23 protein-coding genes and 1 pseudogene are annotated in these 21,655 nt (G+C 66.2%); 15 read left to right on the plus strand and 9 right to left on the minus strand.

What is annotated here, in order from left to right; translation table 11 throughout:
- Positions 1-40 precede the first annotated feature (40 nt).
- Positions 41-208, plus strand: a complete 168-nt coding sequence (locus ACFQGD_RS13405) for a hypothetical protein (protein ID WP_345404760.1) — start codon at positions 41-43, stop codon at positions 206-208.
- On the opposite strand, the gene ACFQGD_RS13410 is transcribed toward ACFQGD_RS13405, so the two are convergent.
- A complete protein-coding gene (locus ACFQGD_RS13410) occupies positions 203-1,978 on the minus strand; it encodes a GMC family oxidoreductase (RefSeq protein ID WP_345404763.1) in 1,776 nt (591 codons plus the stop codon). The genes ACFQGD_RS13405 and ACFQGD_RS13410 overlap by 6 nt on opposite strands.
- Entirely contained in the window at positions 1,978-2,856 is an 879-nt protein-coding gene (locus ACFQGD_RS13415; RefSeq protein WP_345404766.1) for a hypothetical protein, read from the minus strand. Before ACFQGD_RS13415 ends, ACFQGD_RS13410 begins: the two co-directional genes overlap by 1 nt.
- 172 nt (positions 2,857-3,028) lie before the next feature.
- On the opposite strand from ACFQGD_RS13415, the gene ACFQGD_RS13420 reads away from it, so the two are divergent.
- From ACFQGD_RS13420 to mmuM, 4 genes and pseudogenes are all read left to right on the plus strand, one after another.
- Positions 3,029-4,141, plus strand: a complete 1,113-nt coding sequence (locus ACFQGD_RS13420; RefSeq protein ID WP_345404769.1) for a pyridoxal-phosphate-dependent aminotransferase family protein — start codon at positions 3,029-3,031, stop codon at positions 4,139-4,141.
- 262 nt (positions 4,142-4,403) lie between these two features.
- Positions 4,404-4,628, plus strand: a complete 225-nt coding sequence (locus ACFQGD_RS13425) for a hypothetical protein (protein WP_179716472.1) — start codon at positions 4,404-4,406, stop codon at positions 4,626-4,628.
- A gap of 127 nt (positions 4,629-4,755) precedes the next feature.
- Positions 4,756-5,352: a DUF2637 domain-containing protein gene (locus ACFQGD_RS13430; RefSeq protein WP_343049856.1), complete on the plus strand. Its 597-nt coding sequence runs from the start codon at positions 4,756-4,758 to the stop codon at positions 5,350-5,352.
- Between the two features lie 9 nt (positions 5,353-5,361).
- A pseudogene (gene mmuM, locus ACFQGD_RS13435) lies at positions 5,362-6,263 on the plus strand (homocysteine S-methyltransferase).
- Here mmuM and ACFQGD_RS13440 read toward each other — a convergent pair.
- Positions 6,260-7,570 carry a helix-turn-helix domain-containing protein gene (locus ACFQGD_RS13440; RefSeq protein WP_345404774.1) on the minus strand — a complete coding sequence of 437 codons (1,311 nt, stop codon included), beginning with the start codon at positions 7,568-7,570 and terminating at the stop codon, positions 6,260-6,262. The pseudogene mmuM and the gene ACFQGD_RS13440 overlap by 4 nt on opposite strands.
- Before the next feature lie 271 nt (positions 7,571-7,841).
- On the opposite strand from ACFQGD_RS13440, the gene ACFQGD_RS13445 reads away from it, so the two are divergent.
- Positions 7,842-8,051 (plus strand): hypothetical protein, encoded by a 210-nt coding sequence (locus tag ACFQGD_RS13445; RefSeq protein ID WP_345404777.1) that lies wholly within the window; start codon positions 7,842-7,844, stop codon positions 8,049-8,051.
- Between the two features lie 4 nt (positions 8,052-8,055).
- Positions 8,056-8,556, plus strand: coding sequence for a hypothetical protein (locus ACFQGD_RS13450; protein ID WP_345404780.1), 501 nt, complete (start codon positions 8,056-8,058; stop codon positions 8,554-8,556).
- 542 nt (positions 8,557-9,098) lie between these two features.
- On the opposite strand, the gene ACFQGD_RS13455 is transcribed toward ACFQGD_RS13450, so the two are convergent.
- On the minus strand, positions 9,099-10,319 hold the full coding sequence (locus ACFQGD_RS13455; RefSeq protein WP_345404823.1) for an IS110 family RNA-guided transposase: 1,221 nt from the start codon (positions 10,317-10,319) through the stop codon (positions 9,099-9,101).
- A 255-nt stretch (positions 10,320-10,574) separates the two neighbouring features.
- On the opposite strand from ACFQGD_RS13455, the gene ACFQGD_RS13460 reads away from it, so the two are divergent.
- Genes ACFQGD_RS13460 through ACFQGD_RS13475 form a run of 4 tightly spaced genes read left to right on the plus strand, consistent with a single transcriptional unit; the run spans position 10,575 to position 14,516 of the window.
- Positions 10,575-11,561, plus strand: a complete 987-nt coding sequence (locus tag ACFQGD_RS13460) for an NAD-dependent epimerase/dehydratase family protein (RefSeq protein WP_246330363.1) — start codon at positions 10,575-10,577, stop codon at positions 11,559-11,561.
- Positions 11,558-12,829, plus strand: coding sequence for a glycosyltransferase family 4 protein (locus tag ACFQGD_RS13465; protein WP_345404784.1), 1,272 nt, complete (start codon positions 11,558-11,560; stop codon positions 12,827-12,829). The genes ACFQGD_RS13460 and ACFQGD_RS13465 overlap by 4 nt, the downstream gene beginning before the upstream one ends.
- Positions 12,826-13,872: a phosphoenolpyruvate carboxykinase (ATP) gene (locus ACFQGD_RS13470; RefSeq protein ID WP_345404787.1), complete on the plus strand. Its 1,047-nt coding sequence runs from the start codon at positions 12,826-12,828 to the stop codon at positions 13,870-13,872. Before ACFQGD_RS13465 ends, ACFQGD_RS13470 begins: the two co-directional genes overlap by 4 nt.
- Positions 13,873-13,880: 8 nt before the next feature.
- Complete coding sequence (locus ACFQGD_RS13475; protein ID WP_343049857.1) at positions 13,881-14,516, plus strand: DEAD/DEAH box helicase family protein; 636 nt, start codon at positions 13,881-13,883, stop codon at positions 14,514-14,516.
- On the opposite strand, the gene ACFQGD_RS13480 is transcribed toward ACFQGD_RS13475, so the two are convergent.
- A complete protein-coding gene (locus ACFQGD_RS13480) occupies positions 14,506-15,483 on the minus strand; it encodes a phosphotransferase family protein (protein ID WP_345404790.1) in 978 nt (325 codons plus the stop codon). The two genes, ACFQGD_RS13475 and ACFQGD_RS13480, sit on opposite strands and share 11 nt — an antisense overlap.
- Before the next feature lie 42 nt (positions 15,484-15,525).
- Here ACFQGD_RS13480 and ACFQGD_RS13485 point away from each other — a divergent pair, with 42 nt between their 5' ends.
- On the plus strand, positions 15,526-15,957 hold the full coding sequence (locus ACFQGD_RS13485; RefSeq protein ID WP_012795540.1) for an NUDIX domain-containing protein: 432 nt from the start codon (positions 15,526-15,528) through the stop codon (positions 15,955-15,957).
- 398 nt (positions 15,958-16,355) lie between these two features.
- Here the strand turns inward: ACFQGD_RS13485 and ACFQGD_RS13490 are convergent, their stop codons facing one another.
- The 4 genes from ACFQGD_RS13490 to ACFQGD_RS13505 form a co-directional block, all read right to left on the minus strand.
- A complete protein-coding gene (locus ACFQGD_RS13490) occupies positions 16,356-16,799 on the minus strand; it encodes a hypothetical protein (protein WP_345404799.1) in 444 nt (147 codons plus the stop codon).
- A 591-nt stretch (positions 16,800-17,390) separates the two neighbouring features.
- On the minus strand, positions 17,391-18,113 hold the full coding sequence (locus ACFQGD_RS13495; protein ID WP_425557389.1) for a 5-formyltetrahydrofolate cyclo-ligase: 723 nt from the start codon (positions 18,111-18,113) through the stop codon (positions 17,391-17,393).
- Between the two features lie 9 nt (positions 18,114-18,122).
- Complete coding sequence (locus tag ACFQGD_RS13500; RefSeq protein WP_345404802.1) at positions 18,123-18,689, minus strand: hypothetical protein; 567 nt, start codon at positions 18,687-18,689, stop codon at positions 18,123-18,125.
- 74 nt (positions 18,690-18,763) lie between these two features.
- On the minus strand, positions 18,764-19,309 hold the full coding sequence (locus ACFQGD_RS13505; RefSeq protein ID WP_345404805.1) for a helix-turn-helix domain-containing protein: 546 nt from the start codon (positions 19,307-19,309) through the stop codon (positions 18,764-18,766).
- A 175-nt stretch (positions 19,310-19,484) separates the two neighbouring features.
- On the opposite strand from ACFQGD_RS13505, the gene ACFQGD_RS13510 reads away from it, so the two are divergent.
- The 3 genes from ACFQGD_RS13510 to ACFQGD_RS13520 all read left to right on the plus strand — a co-directional run bounded on the left by ACFQGD_RS13510 (position 19,485) and on the right by ACFQGD_RS13520 (position 21,626).
- Positions 19,485-19,988 carry a recombinase family protein gene (locus ACFQGD_RS13510; protein WP_345404808.1) on the plus strand — a complete coding sequence of 168 codons (504 nt, stop codon included), beginning with the start codon at positions 19,485-19,487 and terminating at the stop codon, positions 19,986-19,988.
- A 101-nt stretch (positions 19,989-20,089) separates the two neighbouring features.
- The gene (locus ACFQGD_RS13515; protein ID WP_345404811.1) at positions 20,090-21,016 is read left to right on the plus strand and encodes a replication-relaxation family protein; all 927 of its coding nucleotides are present in this window, start codon (positions 20,090-20,092) and stop codon (positions 21,014-21,016) included.
- Positions 21,006-21,626 carry a DUF2637 domain-containing protein gene (locus ACFQGD_RS13520; RefSeq protein ID WP_345404814.1) on the plus strand — a complete coding sequence of 207 codons (621 nt, stop codon included), beginning with the start codon at positions 21,006-21,008 and terminating at the stop codon, positions 21,624-21,626. The genes ACFQGD_RS13515 and ACFQGD_RS13520 overlap by 11 nt, the downstream gene beginning before the upstream one ends.
- The last annotated feature ends 29 nt before the right edge of the window (positions 21,627-21,655 follow it).

The raw sequence follows: 21,655 nt of genomic DNA on the forward strand, positions 1-21,655 counted from the left end.
GTCGCGATTAGTTGGTGCCCCGACACCGTTGGTTGTGCTGGTGATCGCCGTTCGGCAGGTCGAAGCGCTCGGCCTGGCCGTCGTCGGCTTGCACACCGATGACCTGGTGTCGCTGAAGGAGATCGCGCAGCGGACCGGTCGCAGCTACGAGGGTGTGCGCCTGTTGGCGACAGGTCGGCGCGGGCCGGGTGGTTCAGCCGCCTCATAGACCGAGCTCACCGAGTCGCACGCTGATCCGCGGGTCGGTCGACACCGTTGGGGCTTCACTGTGTACCCATGGATCGCCGTCGAAGTACCGCTGGAAGATCTTCTCCGCGGTGCGGGTCGCGAGCGCCTGCGTGGTCAGCGATGGGTTCGGTCCGCCGACCGCGTTGGGCAGCGCGGAGTTGTCCGCGATGAACAGCCGCTTGACCGCACGGGACTCGGCGGTGGCGTCGAGCACGCTGTTGTCGGGCGATTCACCCATCCGCATTGAGGACTGTACGTGCAGGATCAACGGTGCCCAGTCAATCCGATACACCGATTTGGCACCCGTGCCGCGCAATAGTTCGGCGGCTTTGTTCGCCATGAACTCCCGGTTGCGGATGGTGCGCATGGTGCGCTGCCGGTGCTGGAACTGCACCCGCGCGACAGGCCCGTTCTCGTCGGCCGGGAATGACGACAGCGTGACCCGGTTATCCGCCTCGACGTCGTCGTCGGTGATCACGAGGACGTTGAGCAGCCGGTTGACACCGTTGAGCAGCAGATCCTTCAGCTCGGGGCCGATCAGCCTGCCCGCGGGGCCGTCCCACGTTCCCGGCTGCCCGCGCCCGTTGTCGTACTCGCCTCGGATGCCGCTGTCGGACAGCGTCGCCGAGAACGCCTGCAACGCGGGCGGCAGGCCGACATTCTCCAAGCCGCCGTAGCCCGGGAAGTCAAGGCGCGCCGACGAGCCCGGCCCCTTGCTGCTACCCGTGTCGTGGTCCATTACCCCGATGAGCCAGTCGAAGAAGTGGTCGGTGTAGCCGCGGCCGACCCAGTCGTTCGGGTTGGGCAGCCCGCTGTTGAACCACAGCCGGGGGTTCTCGGTGCAGCCACCGGCCATGACAACGACCTGGGCGTCCTCTCGCCGCTTGTGGCCGGTGGCGTTGTCTCGCCAGGTCACGCCGGTCGCGGTGAGCGTTCCGCCGCGGTCCTCGGCGTGGATCTGGGTGACGTAGGCATCGGCGATCAGCTCGACCGGCTTGCCGTGTTCTGCCCACACGTCAGCGGTCAGCGCCATCGGCACGTAGCTGTTATCGGTGGAGCGCTTGGCGAACTGGTTACGTGGTGCGTTGACCGGCTCCATGCAGCCCTGGAAGCAGAACCCGCACATGGTGCACCCGGTGGCCCGCGGGTACTGCAGGAGATTGGTGTCGGTGGTGCGCCCCGCGTTGCCGCCTGGCTGCAGGATGGCGTTCTCCTGTGGCCGATACGACGGTTCCCGTGTGGTCTTGGTCGTCTGCACGGGCAGGCCGAGACTTTCGCACCCGCGGAAGAACACCTCCTCCTTGGTTCCCATCGCCGCGGTCATCACCGGCGCGGTGGCCTCGACCCATTCGAAGTACGGCACCATCTCCGCGTATCCGAAGGGGAACTGGTGCGCTCGGTCGTAGTTGCCCGCGTCCGCTCCGGAGTAGTCGTTGAACACGCCCGGATACGCCCGCGGGTAGTTGCCGTAAAAGTGCTGGGTGGTACCGCCGATCCCGGATAGCTGCCAGACGAAAGAGTTCTGCGGCCACTCTCGGTACCAGGCGGGCTTCGACCGGTCGGCGGGGCCGAGCCGGAAGAATCCGGTGAGGGGGTTGTTGGCGTCGTTCTCGAAATGGGTCCACTGTTCCCGCGGCTGGTCGTGCCGCGGCCCCGCCTCCAACAGCAGGATGTCCAGCCCGCGAGCGGCGAGCTCCTTGGCCACGACCGGCCCGCCTGCTCCCGCTCCGATGACAATGACGTCGCGCATCAGTCGTGCACCTCCCTGCGGCCCTGGTAGTAGCCCTTGAAGTCGTCCCAGCCCTCCACCGGGCCGTCCGGCAGGTAGCCGGTGAGATCCCAGCCGACAGGACGCGCGGTGAGGCGCTTGTCCTCGGTGAGCACCGCCCACTCGGTGAGCGAGCCGTACGCGACGAACTCAAGCAACGCGCCGCCGACGAACTTCAGCAGCCCGGACACCGCGTCCTTGGACGGTTCGGGGAACTCGGCGTCCAGCATCGCGACCAGGTCGGAGTTCGCCTGTTCGATCCGCTGGAACACCTGTGCCTTGTCCGTGTAGCTGAGCCGCGCGAACGGAGACAGGAACGCGCCGTTGACCGCGGCGGGATTCACCTGGGTCGCGACCAGGTTGAGCATCCCGGCGATCGACAGCGACAGCGGGATGGTGGCGTCGTTCTCCAGCAGCGCGCCGAGTGCGTCGTCCAGCGTTGCCGTTTCCTGCGGGAGCTGCTCGATTCCGGGTAGCGGGATGCCGCTGTCAGCGGTTCCCGTCGCCACGGCAGCGGCGATGGGCTGCGCGAGCCGGTCCGGGAAAGGTACGAAGTTGTCCAGCGCCGCGATCATGAACTCGGTCGTCTTGGCCTCGGCAGCGCCCGGTTCGTCGCGTGGGGTGCCTTGCGCCGCCGAGTACTCGTCCGGCCCGGGGAACACGAACGCGGTCAGCCCGTTCAGCGTGTCCCGGGCGAGCTCGGCCAGTACCGGGCGCAGTAGCGCGACCAGGTCGGGCAGCGGGTTGACGGTTTGGGCGGTCGCGTTCGCCGGGACGAGTCCGCCGGTTCCGACCGCGGCCCCGAGGAGTCCGATCCGGGCCAGGAATGTACGGCGATCAAGCGAGCTGTCCAGCGTCATGTTCGCATCTCCATGTCGCGGAAAGCACCATCGTCGATGATGCGAAACATCTTCCTGTCTTACCACCGGACGGCGCAGCGCACTAGCCCACATGCCATTCGGAGTTGAAGCGAGCTGCCATCACGTCGCATGCGACCCTAGAGGCGTTTTGTAGTTCGACGTCAGGAGACGCATGACGACTATCGTCCGACGCCACCTGTTCGGCCCCGGCCCAACCAATCCCTACCCGGAGGCGACCGAGGGGCTGGCCAGGCCGCTGCTGGGACACCTCGATCCGGTCTTCATCGACCTCATGGACGAGACCTGCGAGCGGCTGCGCGCGGTGTGGGATACCCGGAACGCGCGGACATTGCCGTTGTCGGCCACCGGATCGGCGGGGATGGAGGCGGCGTTCGTCAACACCGTCCGGCCTGGCGATGTCGTCGTGGTGGCGGTGAACGGGCTGTTCGGCCGACGCATGTGCGAGGTCGCGGCGCGATGCGGCGCCGAGGTGGTTCCCGTCGAGCATGCCTGGGGCAGCCCGGTCGATCCCGAGCGCGTCCTCGCCGCTCACTCCAACCCGTCGATCGTCGCCGCCGTGCACGCCGAGACGTCGACCGGAGTCTGCTCCGACATCGCCGAGCTCGGCGACGCGGTGCACGGCGCGAGCGACGCGCTGCTGCTCGTCGACGCGGTGACCTCCATCGGCGGCGTCGAGCTGCGGGCTGATGACTGGGGTATCGACGTCGGCTATGCCGGCACCCAGAAGTGCCTTGGGGTGGCACCGGGACTGGCGCCGTTCACGATCAGCGACCGCGCATTCGAGCGACGTGTCGAGCGGCCGCGGTCGTGGTATCTCGATCTCGGCCTGCTCGGCGGGTACGTCGGGGAGGCGGGAACCAACGCGTCCGGCGGTGCGCGGACCTATCACCACACCGCGCCTGTCGCCATGGTCAGCTCCTTGCACGACGGGCTCGGCCGGATCCTCGACGAGGGGCTCGACAACGTATGGGCACGACACGCGGAGGCCGGTGAAGCCCTGCGGAACGGGCTGGAGGGCCTCGGCCTCGAACTCTTCGCCGAGAAGGGCTACCGGCTTCCGAACCTGACTACGGTGAAGGTTCCGGACGGAGTCGACTCGGCGGCGGTGCGCCGGAAGCTGCTGGAGCGTTACGACATCGAGATCGGCGCGGGCGTCGGCGACTACGCGGCGTCGGTCTGGCGGATCGGCCTGATGGGACCCAATGCCAGTCCCGATGCTGTCGCGCTGATCCTGTCGGCGCTCGCGGAGACCCTCGGTCGGTGAGGGAGCTAAGAAGATCAACTGTGTGCCACGAGCGAAAACGCAACAGCTTCGTCGACACGGAGACCTCGGGTGGATCCACCACCACTCAGCGCGTGGATCTGCCGGTACCTTCTGACCAACATCCACCTGCTGGTGTTCCGTTTTCGCGGCTCATCGGAGTGGGCCTAACGCTTCAGAACACGAACACCCTAACGGCGGAAGGCCCTGAAATCAGGATCAAGCCGGTGGGTACTCGTCGCGTGTTCTCGGGCGGTGGTGCCCAGTGAACCGCGAAGAGATCATCACCGGACTAACCGACGCCCAGGCCGATGGGCTGGCCTGCGTCATCTGTGGACTGGACTACCTACTCACTCGTGGCTCCGTGTCCGTTCCTGTCGGCCGGTCGATGACCGGCTCACAGGTGTTCGTCTGCATCGACCGCTGCGCCGAGCTGGCCGGAGTCGACCCGACGACGATGGGTCGCCGTGCGGGCGGTGGTCGCCGATGACCGCCGCCACCGAGTCAAACGCCCAGACTCCTCGCGGGGATCGGGCGCTGTGGTTGCAGTGCGCCTGCACCGCGTTGGTTGCGCTGGGCGCTGCCTATGCCTCGTACCGGCACGGCCGGGAGTTCGCGTGCGGTTCGGCGCGGACGAGATCACAGCGGCGATCTGGCCGCTGATCGTGGACGGCATGTTGATGACAGCCACGGTGGAGCTGTGGAAGACCGGACACCACGCACGCAGGCGCGGCGGCGGTCAGTGGTCGGCGTGGCTGTTGTTCCTGTTCGGGGTCTCCCTCTCGCTCTGCGCCAACGTGGCCGCCGCGCCGGAGCTGAGTGTGCTGGCGGTCGCGGTTGCCGCCTGCCCGCCGCTGGCATTGCTGCTGTCGGTCGAGCTGCTGAACCGCGCGCTCAAGCGCCGCCACGCCGAGACCACCAACGAGACCCGAAACGAGACCACCGAGACCGGCGACGGGACCGAACGGCCGGTAAGGCTCTCGCTGGTCTCGGGCCAGTCCCGCCAGCAGACCCAGCCGACAGCGGAACAACGGATGTGGGCCTACTACCAGACCGAGTGGACCAAGGGCCGCACGCCGACCGGCGCGGAGCTGGACCGGATCGCCGGAACGAACAACTATGGCCGCCGAATCCTGCGGCGTTGGAAGGGCGAGGGACGGATATCCGGTGGGGCTGCGCTGACGCGGGACGAGAGGAAGGCGATCGGGGCTTAGAGTGACCTTGTGGGCTTCCTCGAAACGAACGGCGCTCCTCTGATCACGGATGGTGGTTTGGCGACCGAGCTTGAGGCGCGCGGGCATGATCTCTCGGACCCTTTGTGGTCGGCGCGGTTGTTGGTGGACGCTCCCGAGGAGATCAAGGCCGCTCACCTGGCGTTCTTCCGCGCGGGCGCCATGATCGCGACGACGGCGAGCTACCAGGCATCCTTCGATGGCTTCGCGGAGCGGGGCATCGGGGGGATGACGCTGGTCGGTTGTTGCGGCGCAGCGTCGAGCTGGCGCAGGCTGCCCGCGCTGAGATGGCCGATGACGGGCGTGAGGGGTGGGTGGCGGCCTCGCTCGGCCCGTATGGTGCAGCCTTGGCCGATGGGTCGGAGTATCGGGGCCGCTACGGGTTGAGCGTGGCTGAGTTGGCGGCATGGCACCGTCCCCGCCTGGAGGTGCTGGCGGACGCGGGGCCGGATGTGCTGGCGCTGGAGACGGTGCCGGACATCGACGAGGCGGAAGCGTTGGTGATCGTGGTTTCCGGGATCGGCATTCCTGCGTGGCTGACATACAACATCGACGGGGATCGCACGCGCGCCGGGCAACCGATGGCGGAGGCATTCGCGCTCGCCAGAGATGTGCCGGAGGTTGTGGCAGTGGGCGTCAACTGTTGTGCCCCGTCCGACGTGCCAGCCGCGATCGCCACGGCACGTGAAGTGACCGGGAAGCCGGTGATCGTCTATCCGAACAGCGGCGAGGGCTGGGATGCGCAGCGCCGGACGTGGCTGGGACCGTCGCGGTATTCCGCAGTGCAAGCCCGGCAGTGGGTGGCTGACGGTGCACGGATCGTGGGCGGGTGTTGCCGAGTGCACCCGGCTGATATCGGCAACATCGCTCGGGCTGTGGTCGGCGCGGGTTAGTGCCCGTATCCGGCGTCGACCAGGATGCTCCGGAGCTGGCAGGCTGCGTCGCGGACTGAGGGCTTGGCGTGGGTGACGTCGAGCTGATCGAGCGCGCCCAAGAGGGTGGTTGCGGTTCGGGTTGAGCCGACCTCGTCGACGTAAGGCATGACGCGCTCGATCGTTTGGTCTGCGTCCCGCCACGCTTGCGCACGAATCTGCGCGTTGAGCAGGGAGGCGAGGTGGTTGTAGCGGCGTCGCACTTCACGGCCTGGGGTGACCTCGATGGAGGCTTGGAAGGTGTCGGCCGCCTGGTTCCAGTCGGCCGAGTCCGCCTGGATCATGGCTTCGTGCCAGGCCAACTCTTGGTCGTTGATCCACCAGGCCCATGCCGGGTCGTCGTCGCGTACACCGTCCAGGTACAGGGAGTGGGCTTGGCGGAACGTGCGTTCGGCCGTGGTCTCGTCACCTGCCAGCGCCAGTGCGCGGGCTTCGCGGGTCCGAAAGAGGGCTTCCAGCCGGGGCGAGAGCGTGTTGGTTTCCAGCACCATGCGCGCGATACGCAGGGCTTCCACGGGACGGCCGAGGTGACCGGCGTGCATGGACATGTTCTGCAAGATCAGCAGCTCCATGCTGTGGTCCCCGGCCAAGCGGGACAGGTGCAGGGCTTCGTGGTTGATGCGGCGCACGAGATCGTGTTTGCCCGCGTCGTAGAGCAGCCACCCCGTGACTTCGCCGAGTTCGCCGGCTGCGGCGTACAGGTCGCGTTCGATGCTGGGGTCGCACTGGCTGGCCCCGAGTTTGCGGTGAACCGAGCGGAAGAGCTGGAGGGCGACCCCGGAGGACTGGTCGCCGCCGAACTGGATATCGAGGTCAACAAGCTCGCCGATGCGGCTACGCAACGTTTCGACGTAACCGCTGTCGAGCCGGACGGAAGGCGTGGGGGGATCGACCAGTCCCACAGTGTCGATCATTGGTGACGCAGGCGCGGGAGCGGCGTGCCCGTTCGTGCTCAGCGATTTGGCGCGCGCTCGGGCCTGCGCGAGTCGTGTTTGCTGTTCCTGCTGATCGTGGGCTTGTTTGGCAGCTACCAGGTCGTGGAAGGCCGCCAGTAGCACGCCGTCTGCCCCTACCGCGTCGTCGCACGCTTGCCAGAACCGTTCGTCGGCGCGGGCGCGTCCCTTCTCGATGTGGGTCACCGTCGTGCGGTCGCAGAACGCGGCCTTGGCCAGTTGCCTTTGGGTCAGGTCGGCGGCCTGCCGGAACGCGGCGAGCTGTTCGCCCAGGGCGCGCCGCTGCTGGGCGATGGTCTCGGGTTCGCGGGCCATGTCGATCACTCTTCCGAGTGTCCATGGGGGTGCTGACTAGATCAGCATAACGGCTGGTGGCTGCCGGTGTGGCTGTTGCACGCACATCGTGACGCACATCCGGACCCACCCGGTTCCCTGATCGTCAAGGCACCTGGTGTTGGGAAACGCCCGACCCCCGACCGGGCACATCGAGCGCAACCCCGATCGAGTAGCGCTCGGTGGCTCCCCGCCCCAGCGCCAGGTGCCGCCCAAGACCGCGAACGCAAGAGACGGGAGTGGGTGGCTGGACATGGCAACTCTTCTGGCGGTCACGCCGGAGCCGAGCACCGGTGAGCGCCGCGCCGTGCCGGAACCGGTATTGCTCTACGAGCTGATCTGCTTGGCGCTACTGCTGCATCGGCCCGGTGGTGCGAGACCGGACACCCATTGCGACCAATGCGGCAAGCCGTGGCCGTGTTCGCAAGTGCGGCTGGCCTGTCGGCTTCGGGAGGGGTTCTGAAGCCATGAACGAGTTCAGCTATGGGCCGTTGGATCAACGTATCGGGGAGTTGGAGCGCCTGTTGTCGACGCCGCCGATCTTCCGATCGGTGCCCACCGGACGTCCCGTGGTGTATGGCTACATCCGTTCAAGCCATCGTCGTGCCCGGTATGTCCGTGCCTGCCGAAGAGTGCTGGAGCGGTTCTGCTGGCAAGAGCGGCTGCGGCTGTGTGGGGTGTTCGTCGACTACGGCATCGCGGGCGACGTGGTGATCCGCCCAGGGCTTTCCGGATTGTGCGATGTATTGCGGCTGCCAGATTCGTTTGCGGCGGTCACCATCAGCGCCGCGCACCTGGCGTCGGACGCGACGATTGCTGACGCGCTCACGCATCGTCTCCGGGCAACCGGCGCACGGTTGCTGGTCGTTCACCCGAAGCCGCCTCCCGAGTGTGACGCAAGCGCGGAATCCTCCGGTGGCTCCGACACCGGGCAACGGGCGGAATCGAACCGCGTGCGCGACATCTGACGTGCGTGCTCGCGGTCTCGACGTGATGTGCCGTGAACGGCTGGGCATGCCTTGCGCTGACACCCCTCGCGGCGTTGCTGCTGTGGATCGCGTAGTGGTCCTGGTCGGCCTGGCGCAAAGAGGTCCGCGCGGCCAAGGCCGCTGCACACTTCGCCCGGTTCTACCTACCCTCGGAAACCGCTGAGCCCGTGCGGACAGCGATGGGTAAGCACCACCTTTCCGAACCGGACGACACGCCGGGCTGGCCCACCGTCGACCCGGACGAGCCGGTGGAGGAAGTCACCCCCGTACGGCCGTATGTCCAGGACCTTCTGTCCACCTCGGTGATGCCACGGCTGGTCCTCGCCGATGACACCCCCACCCTCCCGAGCGCGGTCACGCGGGCAGGTCTGGAGGCGCTGGAAATCGGCAGCTCCGACGACCCAGAACACGATAAGTATTCGCAGCAATCTCCCCAGTTACGACAAGATCGACGACCACAGGGACCGGGGCGTGACGACGTACGCGCCCACCCGCCGAAAGACATCCCAGGAGCTGAAATGTCAAGCGGCAACGTTCTCGACGTGATGCGACCAGGCGGTCGTCTCGTCGTAGAGGGTGGCGCTCTTCAGGCAGCCGTGCAGGATGCCCACCAGTCGGTTGGCCAGCTGACGCAGCGCCGGGTTGTGGCCGACACCGCGGGCGCGTTGGCGGTCGTAGTAGGCCCGGGCACCGGGCGAGGCTTTCAGTGCGGCGAACGCCTGGGTCATCAATGCGTCGATGAGCCGGTCGTTGTGAATGAACCGGGCCAGGGCCACCTTTCTCTTGCCGGATGCCTTGGTGATCGGGCTGGTGCCGGCGTAGTTCTTGCGGGCCTTGGCGGTGGTGTAGCGGTGTGGGTCGTCCCCGAACTCTGCGAGCACCCGGGCACCGAGCACCGCTCCCATACCGGGCTGGGAGGCGATGATCTCAGCGGCCGGGTGCTGCCCAAAATGGGCCTCCACCTGCCCTTGCAGGGTCTTGACCTGATCGGTGAGCACGCTGATGACCGCGATCAGGGACTGGATGGAGGCGGCGTAGGCGGCAGCCACGATCTCGGGCTGGCCCAGGTGCTCGGTGCGCAGCGCCGCCTGGATCGCCGCCGCCTTCTCGGCGACGTTACGACGGCGAGCGCGCTTGAGCGCGGCGCTGATCTGCGTGATCGTCAATCGGGCGGCCTGCGCCGAGGTCGGAGCTTTCGCCAGCAACTCCAGGGCCTCGGCGGCGTCGAGGTCCTCGAACGCCTCCAGCGCGGCGGGAAAGTAGTCCCGCAGCGCGTGCCGCAGCCGCTGGGTGTGGCGGGTGCGTTCCCAGATCAGCGTCTTGTGGGTGCGGGCCACCACCTTGACCGCCTCGGCCCGCGCGCTGTCCCCCGCGACCGGGCGCAGCTCGTGGGAATGGGTGCGGACCATGTCGGCCAGCACGTGGGCGTCACCGGCGTCGCTTTTGGCCCCCGAGACCCCCAGCCGACGCCGGAACTCCGCTGCCTGCAAAGGATTGACCGCCATGACCGTATAGCCGGCCGCGACCAACGCAGCCACCCACGGCCCACGGTCGGTCTCGATCCCGATCACCACCTCCGCGTCCTCGTCGTCGGTCTCGCCGAGCTGATGGCCGATCATCATGTGCAGCCGAGCCATCCCGGCCACACCCTCCGGAAGCCGGGCTTTCGCCAGGCGGCGACCCGAGGCGTCCATCAACTCGATGTCGTGATGGTCCTCGGCCCAGTCATCTCCCACGAGCAGCCGCAACGATCCTCCCGCATTCGAAATCGATCACCGTGCGCAGCCAGCGGGAGAACCATCAGCGACCTAATCACGCAGTGCTCACACCACACGGATGGGCACGACATCCCAGCAGCGATCACTTCTCCCGACCTACCCGCAGGGGCACTGTCTTTCGTCAGGACTCGAAGTCCAGGACACCAGAGTGCTCACCTGCCGGCCGGCTACCACCAGGAGTGTGCCGGATGGCTCACTCCCAGAACTGATTAGGACGCCATGCTCTCGACGACCAGTGACAAGACGCCTCGCACCGTGCTCGTCACCGGGGCCGCCGGTCTCATCGGCGTGCCCGTGGTGAGATGCCTTCGCGCCCAGGGCTTTCGTGTCGTGGCAGTAGACGACGGCAGCGCCGGAACCCTGCACCGGCTGGACGAATTCGCCGACAGCGCCGAGGTACGCGTTCGGGTCCTCAATATTCGCCATCGCGCTGAGTTCATTCGACTGATGATGACCGCACGTCCGTGGGGTGTGATGCATCTGGCCGCACGGCACTTCATCCCTGACTGCGAGACATCGCCCGCCGAAACCTTGGACATCAACGTCATGGGCACACAGAACGTGTTGGATGCCTGCGCCGTCCGTCCGCCGCAACGGCTGCTGTTCGCGTCGACCGCTGACGTGTACGCGCCGAGCGAGAGCCCGCATGGCGAGGACGATCGCGTGGGACCGCAGGGCGTGTACGGCTGGTCCAAACTGCTGGGCGAACGGTTGGTGTGCGATCAGGCCCACCGGCTCGGCCACTGCGAATCCGTGGTAGCGCGGCTGTTCAATGTGTACGGTCCTGGCGATCCACATCCCCACCTGCTGCCCGAGATTCTGCGGCAGGCGCGACGCGGACGGGTTCTGCATCTCGGGGACCTCGACGAGGCACGTGACTTCGTTTACGTCGATGACGTTGCTGAGGCATTGGTCGTCTTGCTGCGCAGGGCTGAGCCGGCTGTCGTCAACGTCGGCACGGGGACTCCGGTGTCTGGTCGTGAACTGGTGGACCTGGTTGCCAGCCTGACCGGCCGGCACCTGGAAACACGGGTGGACTCGACCCGGCTCCGTCGCCGCTCACGGCCGGTGTCGTGCGCCAATGCGAACCGCTTGCGCGAGATCGTGCCGTGGTGGCCGCGCACGTCGTTGCATGAGGGCATCCAACACGCGATCACGGCTGATCTGCGCGCGGGTATCGACGAGCCGGAGGGAAAGGCATCGTGAGCATTACGGTTCCAAGCCTTGTCTTTTTGCTGGACACGCCGAATGTGTGGCGCGGTCAAGCCTTGGCGGGCACACCCGCCCGAACCTTGGCGCTCGCCGAACACAGCCATCGAGCGGGTGCCGCCGTCACGATGGTGCTGTGTGATAGAGGCGCGGACTACGGAACCGCAGCCGACTGGCCGTTCGATCTCGCGTTGGTGCACCCGAACGACTTTTACACCCCCAACGCGCTTGCCGGACTGCTCGACCTCGCCACGGTGGACTTTGTTGTTCTGTGCGAGGCCGAATCGCTGGTGTCAATCGGGCGTGACCTGGCCCGACTGCTTGATGCGCGGCTGGTTTACGACGTGCACGACGATGATGCCGCCGTCGCGGCCAGCCTGGGCGAACCTGCGGAGACCGTCGAGGGCCACGCGACGATACAGCGTGTCGCGCTGCGCACAGCCGACAATGTGATCGTCTCGACCCGCAACGAGACCACGATGGCGGCCACCACAGGCGTGCCGAGCGTCCGAACAGCCTTGCTGCCCAATGGCGCGGACCCGCAGCAGTGCCACTGTTGGGGGCCGGATGCCAACGCCGCGACGCTGGTGTTTCTCGGCAACCTCTACTATCAGCCCAACGCCCGAGCGGTCGACGCGATCCGCAGTACGATCCTTCCCGCGCTCCATGCTGACGATCTCGATGTTCGGGTCCGGGTCATCGGCCGCGGGCCTGCCGAACTGACACACGATGGCAGCGGAATCGAGTTCACTGGCCGCGTGGATACGATCAACGACGGTCTTCGAGGGACGACGCTGGCTCTCGCCCCGCTCACAGCCGGGTCGGGCGCGAAGATGAAGGTCCTGGACTATCTCGCCGCCGGACTGCCTGTCCTGGGCACTAGCGAAGCCGTGACCGGACTACCGCCCAACCATCCCGGTGTGGTCGTGGAGGACGCTCTCAGCCAGTGGCCTGCCCGGATCGCCGCGCTGATGCGCGATCCCACCGCTCTCGGCGAGATCGGCCGAGCCGGCCGCCGCTGCGTCGAGGGGGAGTTGTCCTGGCAACGTATCGGCGCTGATCTGGTGCGGCAGGGTCGAGCCTGGCTCACCACGCTGCCACCGGGGCCGAGCCCTGCCATCGACAACCACTGCGCGGGCGTGCCCCGTTGGCTGATCGAACACGCCGATCAAGACGCCCTCGGGGACCCGCAAACCACTCGGCCCGGACAACCCCGTTGGCTCCGGCGACAGACAACCGGAACCGCAGCGGAAGGACGCCGATGAGCACTCGACTCCTCAACCTCGGCCCCTGCACCTGCTCCGTCGTCGCGCCCGAACCGGTCCACGAGGCGATGCGTCACTACGTGAGCCCGTTCCTCGTGCCCACCCTGGACGGCGAGCCGGACATCACGGTGTCGATCAGCTGCGACTCGGCTGCTGTCGCCGACGCCCGGAGATCACTGGCCGACCAGCCCGCCACCGCCCTGCGCACCAGCCACCCTGATCAGCGCTATCGAGCCTGGATCACCGAGGGGCACGAAGTCCTGCTTCCCGAATACGCGCCGGACCACGTGATCACCGCGACGCCTGATCTGTTGGTCATCGCCGCCGAACAGCCCAGGGTGGCGGCCAGCATCGGCACTCGCGTGGTGCGGCAACTCCTCATGCGTGGAGGCGAAATCCAGGCAGGTCGCTGCGTGCACGCCGCAGCGGTCGACATCGACGGCCACGGCGTGCTCATCGGTGGGCATCCCGGTTCAGGCAAGACCACCGTGCTGACACACCTCATCGAAGACCACGGCGCGCACCCAGTCGCCAACGACCGCGCCGTGCTCATCCCGAGGCGTGGTCGCCAATGGCAGGCCATCGGCGTTCCGCTGGCGTGGCGCTTCACCCCAGAGGGCATCGGCGGCTCTCCCACCCTGGCCAACGCCCTCACCGACTTCGAGCCCGTCCGGGGACGACACCTCGTCGACGGCAAAATCGAACTCACACCGTGGGAAGTCTCCCGGCTGGTAGGCCGCCCGACGCTGCCAATTACCGAGATACAGCGGATCGTGATCCTCACGCGCTCGCCCTCGACACCCGTAATGAACCCGGATAGCGGATTCGTCCAGCAGCATCTCGACTTCAGCGTGGAAGACTTCTTCGCGGAAGACTGGCTTAACCTGCGTCCCCGCCTCGCCCGAAACGCCGAAGTTTCCGCTAGGGATAGTGAGTTCTGGCTCCGCCTTGCCGAGACGATGCCGGTTCTCGCGCTGGCCTGGACCGATCCGAGCGAGTTACCGGACGTGGCCGCAGCGGCTTATCACGGGACGCAGCGGTGAGGGGATGCGTGCTGGCCGGAGTCTGGGGCGCGGGAAAAACCTCGGTCTATCAGCGCACCGTCGCGCGGCTCGTCAAGGACGGATGCCAAACACTGATCACGATGCCGCAAGCGGCGACCATCACCACCCACACCTACACACCCGGCCAGCAACACGAGCACGCGGCCAACATCCTGTCGTGGCTGGAAGCCTTGACAGCCTTCCTCGAAGAGATCGACCGACGATTTCACGCCAGTACCCTGCCCCGTCATCGTTTCGCGGCCGCGTGGACACCGACCTGCGTGCTGGAAGGGCTCGGCTTTGACGCCCCGATGTACGGGCTACCGCTGGACCGCGCCGTTCTCCGGGACCTTGAACAGCGCCTTGGCGCTCTCGGCCTGCACCTGGTGCTCCTGCGCGTCCCTGATCACCGCATCCGCGCTCAATGCGTGGAATCCACGCGCTTGCAACGTGGCGCGAAATGGGCACGCTACTTGGAAGGCTTCGGCACCACCGATGCCGCGCGAGCCGAGCACATCAGGCGTGCGCAAGACGACTTGATGGCCTGGGCAAGGACCTCGCCCTTGCCGCTGTGCGTCATCGACACGGCCAAACAGGACTGGGACGCCTACGCCTGCCGAGTCGCCGACCTGCTCATGGCCTGATCGACGCCCAGACGTGAGCGGCACCGTCCGAGCGGACCCATGCCCGTAGCCGACGCAGGTAGTCCTCTCGCATTTCATGATCAGCAACCCGTATCCAGTACTGCACGCCGGTCAACAGTTCCAATCCCGTCGCGACGGACAGCCGCTCCGACCAGCGTTCCGGCCACGTACCGGCCGACCGGTAACCATCGGCGAAGGCATCGGCCCATGCTGGTCGTTCGGCGAACATCCACATAGCTGGCTTGACGAAATCCATGACCGGATCGACCCACCGGACATGCTCAAGATCGAGCAGGATTCGGAACCGGCCCTTGTCATCCACCAGGATGTTCGGCAAGTACACGTCCAAGTGCGCCACGGCTGGGCGCACGTGTGGCGACACGTCGTCGGCCAACCGGCACAGCAAGCCAATTCCGGCCTCAACCAACGCCAACGGTGCCTCGTCCAGACTCCGATAGGCGTCACGCAGCCACGCGGCTCGCCCCGCGACCACCGCACCCCACGAGGCAGGACCCACACCAAGCCCGCCGACAGCATTACCGAAGCCACCGACCGGAACCTGATGCAGCCGAGCCAGCGCCGCTCCGGTATCGCGCATCAACGCAAGCGCCCTATCGGCATCCACCGAGGGCAACGTTTCTTCGGCATCCACGCCCGGCAGGTACTCGAACACCGTCAGCGGTTGCCCACCCACGGCAGGGCAGGAGTCAGTGAAGGCCAGCACAGGAGGGACCAGAACGCCGTGCTCCCAGACCCGCCGATGCTCGGCGAGCCGTTCCATGAACCCGTCGCGCGGACAGCCAAGCAGCACCTTGCCGACCAGCCGGCCGCGCGGCGACTCCAGCACCCACGACACATGGCTTCGGCCACGGCGAAGGGCACGAACGGGGCGAACCGGAGCGGCTTCCGGCAACACCTCCGCCACACCCGCTGCGACATCCTCAACGGTAAGCTCCGAGATCGCCACGATACGCAACCCTAAAGGCAGCGACCGACAGGAAAGGCACGCATGAGCGCCGCGACCACCGAGATCATCGCCAGGGCCGTCATCCGCCGCGACGGTCAACTTCTCCTGGTGCGTCAGCGCACCAAGTCCTGGTCGTTTCTGCCCGGCGGCCACGTCGAACCGGGTGAGCGGGTGGAAGTCGCCCTCGTGCGCGAACTCGCCGAAGAACTCGGCACCGACGCCAAGATCGCGGGCTTCGTCGGGGCTGTCGAACACGGCTACATCGAGGACGGCGTGACCCACCACGAAATCAACCTCGTCTTCGAGGTGTCGATCGACGCCGCAGAGCCGGTCAGCCAGGAAGACCACCTGGAGTTTCACTGGTTGCCTCTTGACCAACTCGCCGACACCGACGTCCGGCCCGGCGCGCTGAAGAACGCCCTCGTCGCCGCTGGGGAGGACCGCACGCCCTTCTGGCACGGCTGGAACGGCTGAACCGCGCGACCTGCCGCCCACAGCGGAACAACATCGCTGGTCACGCCCCTGCAAGGGCGGAATGCTCGTCGCCCAACTTCCTTGGGAATAACTATCCCTCGGGCCGGGCGAGGTGGGAGAGTCGCGAGTAACGCGAGGCCCGGAGCCCCACCCGACGCGGGTGCACCGGGCTCACTTCCACCCGTAGCCGCAGATCGACCGGCACCGGCGAGCCTAACGAGCTGCGCTGCTCCGTGCGCGTGAACGTGCGGGTGTTGGTGTCCAAAATCGGGCCGTCAATTGCCTCTCCTGTAGTGCTTGGGTTCTTGGCACACTGGAGGAGGCCGGTGATCATGCTCGCGCGTTGGCGACGGGCGACCGACAGCCACCACACCACCAACCCTGAAGTGTGTCGTTGGTCACATTTTTCTTGATCGCGCCTTGGCGACGAAGTAGAAATTGCCGTCCGTGCCGATGGCCGTTGCGACCAGGGAAGTGTTGGAACCGCAGGGGATGGTGTATTCCCACACCATGCTGCCGTTCCTCCATGCCTGGACTTGGTGCGTGTAGCTGTTCGGCTCGGCGTACAGGAACACCGTTCCGTCGACGCCTACCACACTGTCCCAGTCGCAGAACTCTCGCCAGGTGCTACCCGTGGCGATTGTTTGGACGACTGAACCGGAAGGGTCGAACGTCTTGGCGGCGTTCGTCGCAGTGCCAATGGGGCAGCCGACCGTCACATTCCCGTAGACGTCCGTCACGATGTGACGGGCTCGCGGGATGTCGCTGATCGCCACTGGCGGGTAATCCGTCGGCGGGATCGGGTCGGCCTGGGCCGGTGTTGCTGGCCCGAGCACGAGCATAGGGACTGCCAGTAGCGCTCCAGAGAGCGCTGTGAGCAGTCTGCTCCGTTGGCGCATCTGCGCCTCACATCCTCTCGAAAACTCTTTGATGGAAAAGAACAAGGGCCGACCGGCGCTTACGCGCCCGCCGACCCTCAGGTGACTGAAAGAGCGAACCTATTTATGAACAAAATTGAGAATTAGTCAAGCATAAGCTAATCGAAATCGCCTGAATCCCATTGCATTTCGACTACCTATATGCATATAATTAAGCATCGCCGACACGTGGAGGCGAAGAGTTATCAGGACGCGAATTCAAGCACACTCCCATCCGGCACAGAAGGTAGTGAAAGCAGGATCAAACTGCGTGCTAAGTCCAGATGCTTGAGAAGTGACTGGTCAGCCAAGCCGGTTCCTTTTTGCCCCAACACTCCTCGGCAGCGAAAAAACAAAAAGCCAGGAATTCGTCCCGACTTTTTGCTTCTCGCGCAGAAGGTAGTGCAGTAAGCCAAGCCATTACATTTTGCAACGCCGCTTACCCTAATGATCATAGCGTTTTGTGCGCGCAAATGTCAATACATTTGTGCGCACAAATACCGCAGAAGTGTGGCACTATGCGCGGGGATAGTTCGCCAATACCGGAATCGCCTCAATCTTCTCCCGGCTCAAACTGTCCCAGTACAGCCGTTGCGGTCGCCGCGATGGCCCGCACTCAATAGTCTCATCCGGCGTCACGATCAGATCGACGCTGAAATCGTGCTTAGTCTCGGGCAGCTCGTCGTCTACCACCTGCAACGAGTGCACGGTGGTCACGATCGTCGTGCTCGGCCCGATCAGCCCGGCCTCCTGCAACAGCGCTACCTCGATGTCCGAGTAACCCGCGCCCTTGCCCAGCCGCACCCCTTGCCGGTTCACGGCGACGCTCCCGCAGATAATGAGATCAACCGGCTGCATCTCCTCGACGCCGATCTTCCGCGCCACGCTGGCAGCGACCTTGCTCGACGCGGCTTCGGCTGGCGGCACGGTCAGCCTCGCGGGATCGAGCAGGTAGAACGGTAGGGCTTCGGCCAGCTTGGGCACGGCCATGTAGACCAGCTTGCCCTCAGTGAGTGCTCGCGCCCGGACGGGGAGCTGTGCCTTGTCCGGTACGGCCTTCACGACTCGGGCCGACTGCCAGACGGGCAGCTCGGCCAGCCGGTCAGCGGCGGCCTCGGCCCCGAAGAACGCCGGGATACGGCCATGCACGCCGGGCGGTACGGCTCGCTCCTGCTCCAGGAGCGCCCACACTCGTTCCCTGATTGCCTGCTTGGCCTGATCGGTGTCCACGCTGGTCAACTCCGCTCCCTACGCCGCTGCCATCAGGGTGAGCAGGCGGTCGTACACATCCTGGACGACCGGGACCTCTCGCCAGGGCCGCAATTCCCGGCCAGCCCCGAAGACGATGTTGAGCCCGCCGCCACCCCAAGTCATCTCTACCACGTCGATAGCACTGTGCAGCGAGGCTGCCGCTTCGTCGAGCTTCTTCTGACGGATGCGGGCCAGTGCCAGGTTGCCGAGCACGATCGCTTGCGACTTTGACCGATCGCGGAGGGCGTGCGCCGTACCGGCAAGGATCGGCTCGGCCCGCTTGGCGTCGTTCAGGAACAGGTAGCACGAACCCGCCAGCCGGCCGTGTTGCGTCGGCGAGAACAGATCAGCCGCCGCGTCCGCGGTGCCGATCTGTTCGAAGTGGGCTTCAGCCTCGCTCAGTGACTGTTCGCAGTCTTGCCGCTGCCCCAGCATGGCCCGCGCCTCAGCGGCGTGGAGGACGGCGAGGCCCGCAAGCACGTGACTGCTGTCTCTCACAGCCTCGGCTGTCTGCATGGCGAGCGTCAGTCCAGCGTCCGGGTTCTTCTCGCCGTAGAGCGCCACGAAGCTTGTCCGTAGGAGGGCAAGACCTTCGGCCGTCGGGTCACGGAGCTGCCGGGCGGCTTCAACAGCCTGATCTAGGCTTCAACAGCCTGATCTAAGTAGGCACGGGCCGTGGCGTGATCGCGGCGTTGGGAAGCGTCCCAGACAAGCTGTCCCATGAGGGTGGCCGCCTCGGCTTCGACGGCGAACAGCTCACGGCGGACACGGCTCGTGGCCGCGTGTGCCCGAAGGAAGCCAACCTGCCCCAAGCACTGCCCGGCGTCAGCCAGCAACGACGTTGACGGTGCCTTGTCGTAGCGCAGGTCGAGGTCGTGCACGCGCTCGCGCAGGCGGGCGACGGCCACCAGATCAACGCTGCGCGGGTGCTCCAGGGCATAGCTCAACCGCTCGTCCGCCAGTGCTTCGGGCTCACCAGCCTCAGCCAGCAGCTCGTCAAGTTGCTCGATGGACACCTGGAGGGCGCGCGCCAACTTGGGCCGCAACCACGGCAGCGGCTCAGTCTCGCCGGACTCCCAGCGCGCCACGGTGGAGCGGTCGATGCCGAGCCGTTCGGCAAGCCCTTCCTGGCTGAAGCCGACCGCCTTGCGGCGCTGCGCGAAGCGCTGCCGCCGTGACGCCATGTGCCCGCCCTTCTCGCTACACGCACCCGGAACGCGCGTTTCCGCTGGTCAGGGCATCGCGTGCCACAACCCTGAGACAACGGTGCGCGCGTCCTGCTCTGGTGCCAATACCGCTACTCCCGGTTACGTGCAGGGTACGACGCCCGGATGCCGAACAGCAACGGAGGAAGCGGTAATGGAACACACCAGATCAACCGCTTTTGCGGAATCCGATTCGTTTTCCGTTTCTGATGACACGGCGTCCGTGACAACCCTGCGGCACTATCAGCCGCTCACAAACTGGGCCGGACTGGCGATGCCGCTATCGAAGCCGTCGCCGGTCTGGCCCTCCATGCTTGTGGAGGCAAGGGTGCGACCGCTGGCGCTTGGCTATTTTCGGATTTCGCGTGACGCATCGGATGGTCGCGCGAGGCAATACCAAGACGAGATTGCCGCCTACGCCGAACGTGAAGGCTTCACCCTCGGCGAGGTCTATACGGATCACTACGAGGCTCAAACTTCGGGATTCTCAGCGCTCGTCGATTCATTGGAGCGGGGCGAAGCGCGGCACGTCATTGTCCCAGCTCTCCACCACTTCGCCCGCTCTCCAGGGATTCAGTTGGCCTTTAAAGAGATGCTGGAGCGCAAGACGGGCGCGTGCGTTGTTGTCATGTATCCGAGCCCGGAGGCATCAACATGACCGCCGTCGCGGAGAGATTGGCTCCAGCCGTGCCCAGACGAGAAGCCCGCCAGATACACGCTGCGGATCGGATGACGCCCACGGCGGCAAGGGGGATCGTCATGAGTTCTGTTCGCCGTTCTCGTCGCGTCGAACTCGGGTCGCCATTCTCGCTGACCAACTACCGTCTGACTGCCGGTAACGACGGCGAAACTCCCGCTCCTCAAGAGCGCGGCAGTCGTCTCCGGGTGCGGGCTGAGTACGTTGCACTAGTAGCTGAAGGGCTCGGCGAACGGGACCGGGCCATTGTCGAGACGGTCAAGCAGCTGCGGGTAGCAACCGGGGCACAGCTCGAACGCCTGCACTTCACCGATCTTGCCGAGTCATCGCGTCCGGTCATACGCCGCCGGGTGCTCGCCCGGCTCGTTCGGCTCCGCTTGCTGGTCACGCTCAAACGGCGCATCGGCGGAGTGCGGGCGGGTTCAGCCGGACTGGTCTACGCCCTCGACACCGCAGGGCAACGGCTCACGACCAACCCCGGCGCGGGTAAGCCGGCCCGGCGCCCCTGGACACCTTCGGCCCGCTTCCTCGGACACCGCTTGGCGGCGAGCGAACTGTACGTACAGCTCCGCGAAGCTGAGCTGCGCGGCGGCGTTGAGGTGCTTCGCTTCCTGGCCGAACCCGATTCCTGGCAGCAGACCGCGACCCTCGGCCTGCTCAAGCCCGACGCCTATGCACTCGTTGCCAACGCCACCGTTGAGGACGCCTGGTGGATCGAGGTGGACCAGGGCACCGAGAGCCTGACGACGCTCGCAAGCAAACTCCGCGTCTACCTCGATGCTGCCCGAGCCGGGCACCTTGGGCCGGACGACATCCTGCCGCGCGTGCTCGTCGCCGTGATCGACGAGGCGCGGCGTGATGCCGTCGAAGACCTCATAGCCCGGCTGTCCCTACCAGCCCCGTCCTTGCTGCACGTCGAAACCCAGGACGACGCCGTCCCGTTCATCGTCGCCGTCCTCCACGAACAGGACGACGCCGATGGCCAGTAGGACACGTGACTGGTGGGTCATCCTCGGCATGACCGTCACCGCAATCTCGGCGGCGGTCAGCTCGTTCTCGGGGCTGCGCTCGCTGGCGGTGGCGACCGGGTGGCCCGAGGCGCTGTCGCCGCTGTTTCCGCTCACCGTGGACGCCTACGCCATGACGGCTACGCGGGTCTGGTTGTCCGGATCGACGGGCTCAGGGCGAGCGCGCCGCTTCGCTCGGTGGAACGCCATCATGGCGATTGGGCTGTCACTCATCGGCAATGCTGTCTGGCACCTGATCGCCGCCCAGGTGCTCACGGTCTCGTGGGTGATCGTCGTCTTGGTGGGGGCCGTACCGCCTGCGGTACTCGGGTTTCTGTCGCACTTGGCCGTCCTGCGGAGCCAGACCGAAGCGCCCCACGTCCCGGCCGTCGAGGACGACCAGGACGAGCCCGAAGACGACACCGAGGCGACACCTGACGAGCTGCTGACCCAGGCGCAGCACGCCGACGCCGCACACCGCGCCGAGCACGGCAAGCCGATCACTCGTGACGAGTTGCGGAAGGTGCTGCGGGTGAGCACGGAACGGGCAAGCGCATTGCTGCGAACCCTGCGAGAAAGACAGCCCGACTAATGACTGCATTCCAGCGCGAAAGCATAAGA

The sequence above is a fragment of the Haloechinothrix salitolerans genome, from assembly GCF_042662605.1.
Lineage (GTDB): Bacteria > Actinomycetota > Actinomycetes > Mycobacteriales > Pseudonocardiaceae > Haloechinothrix_A > Haloechinothrix_A salitolerans.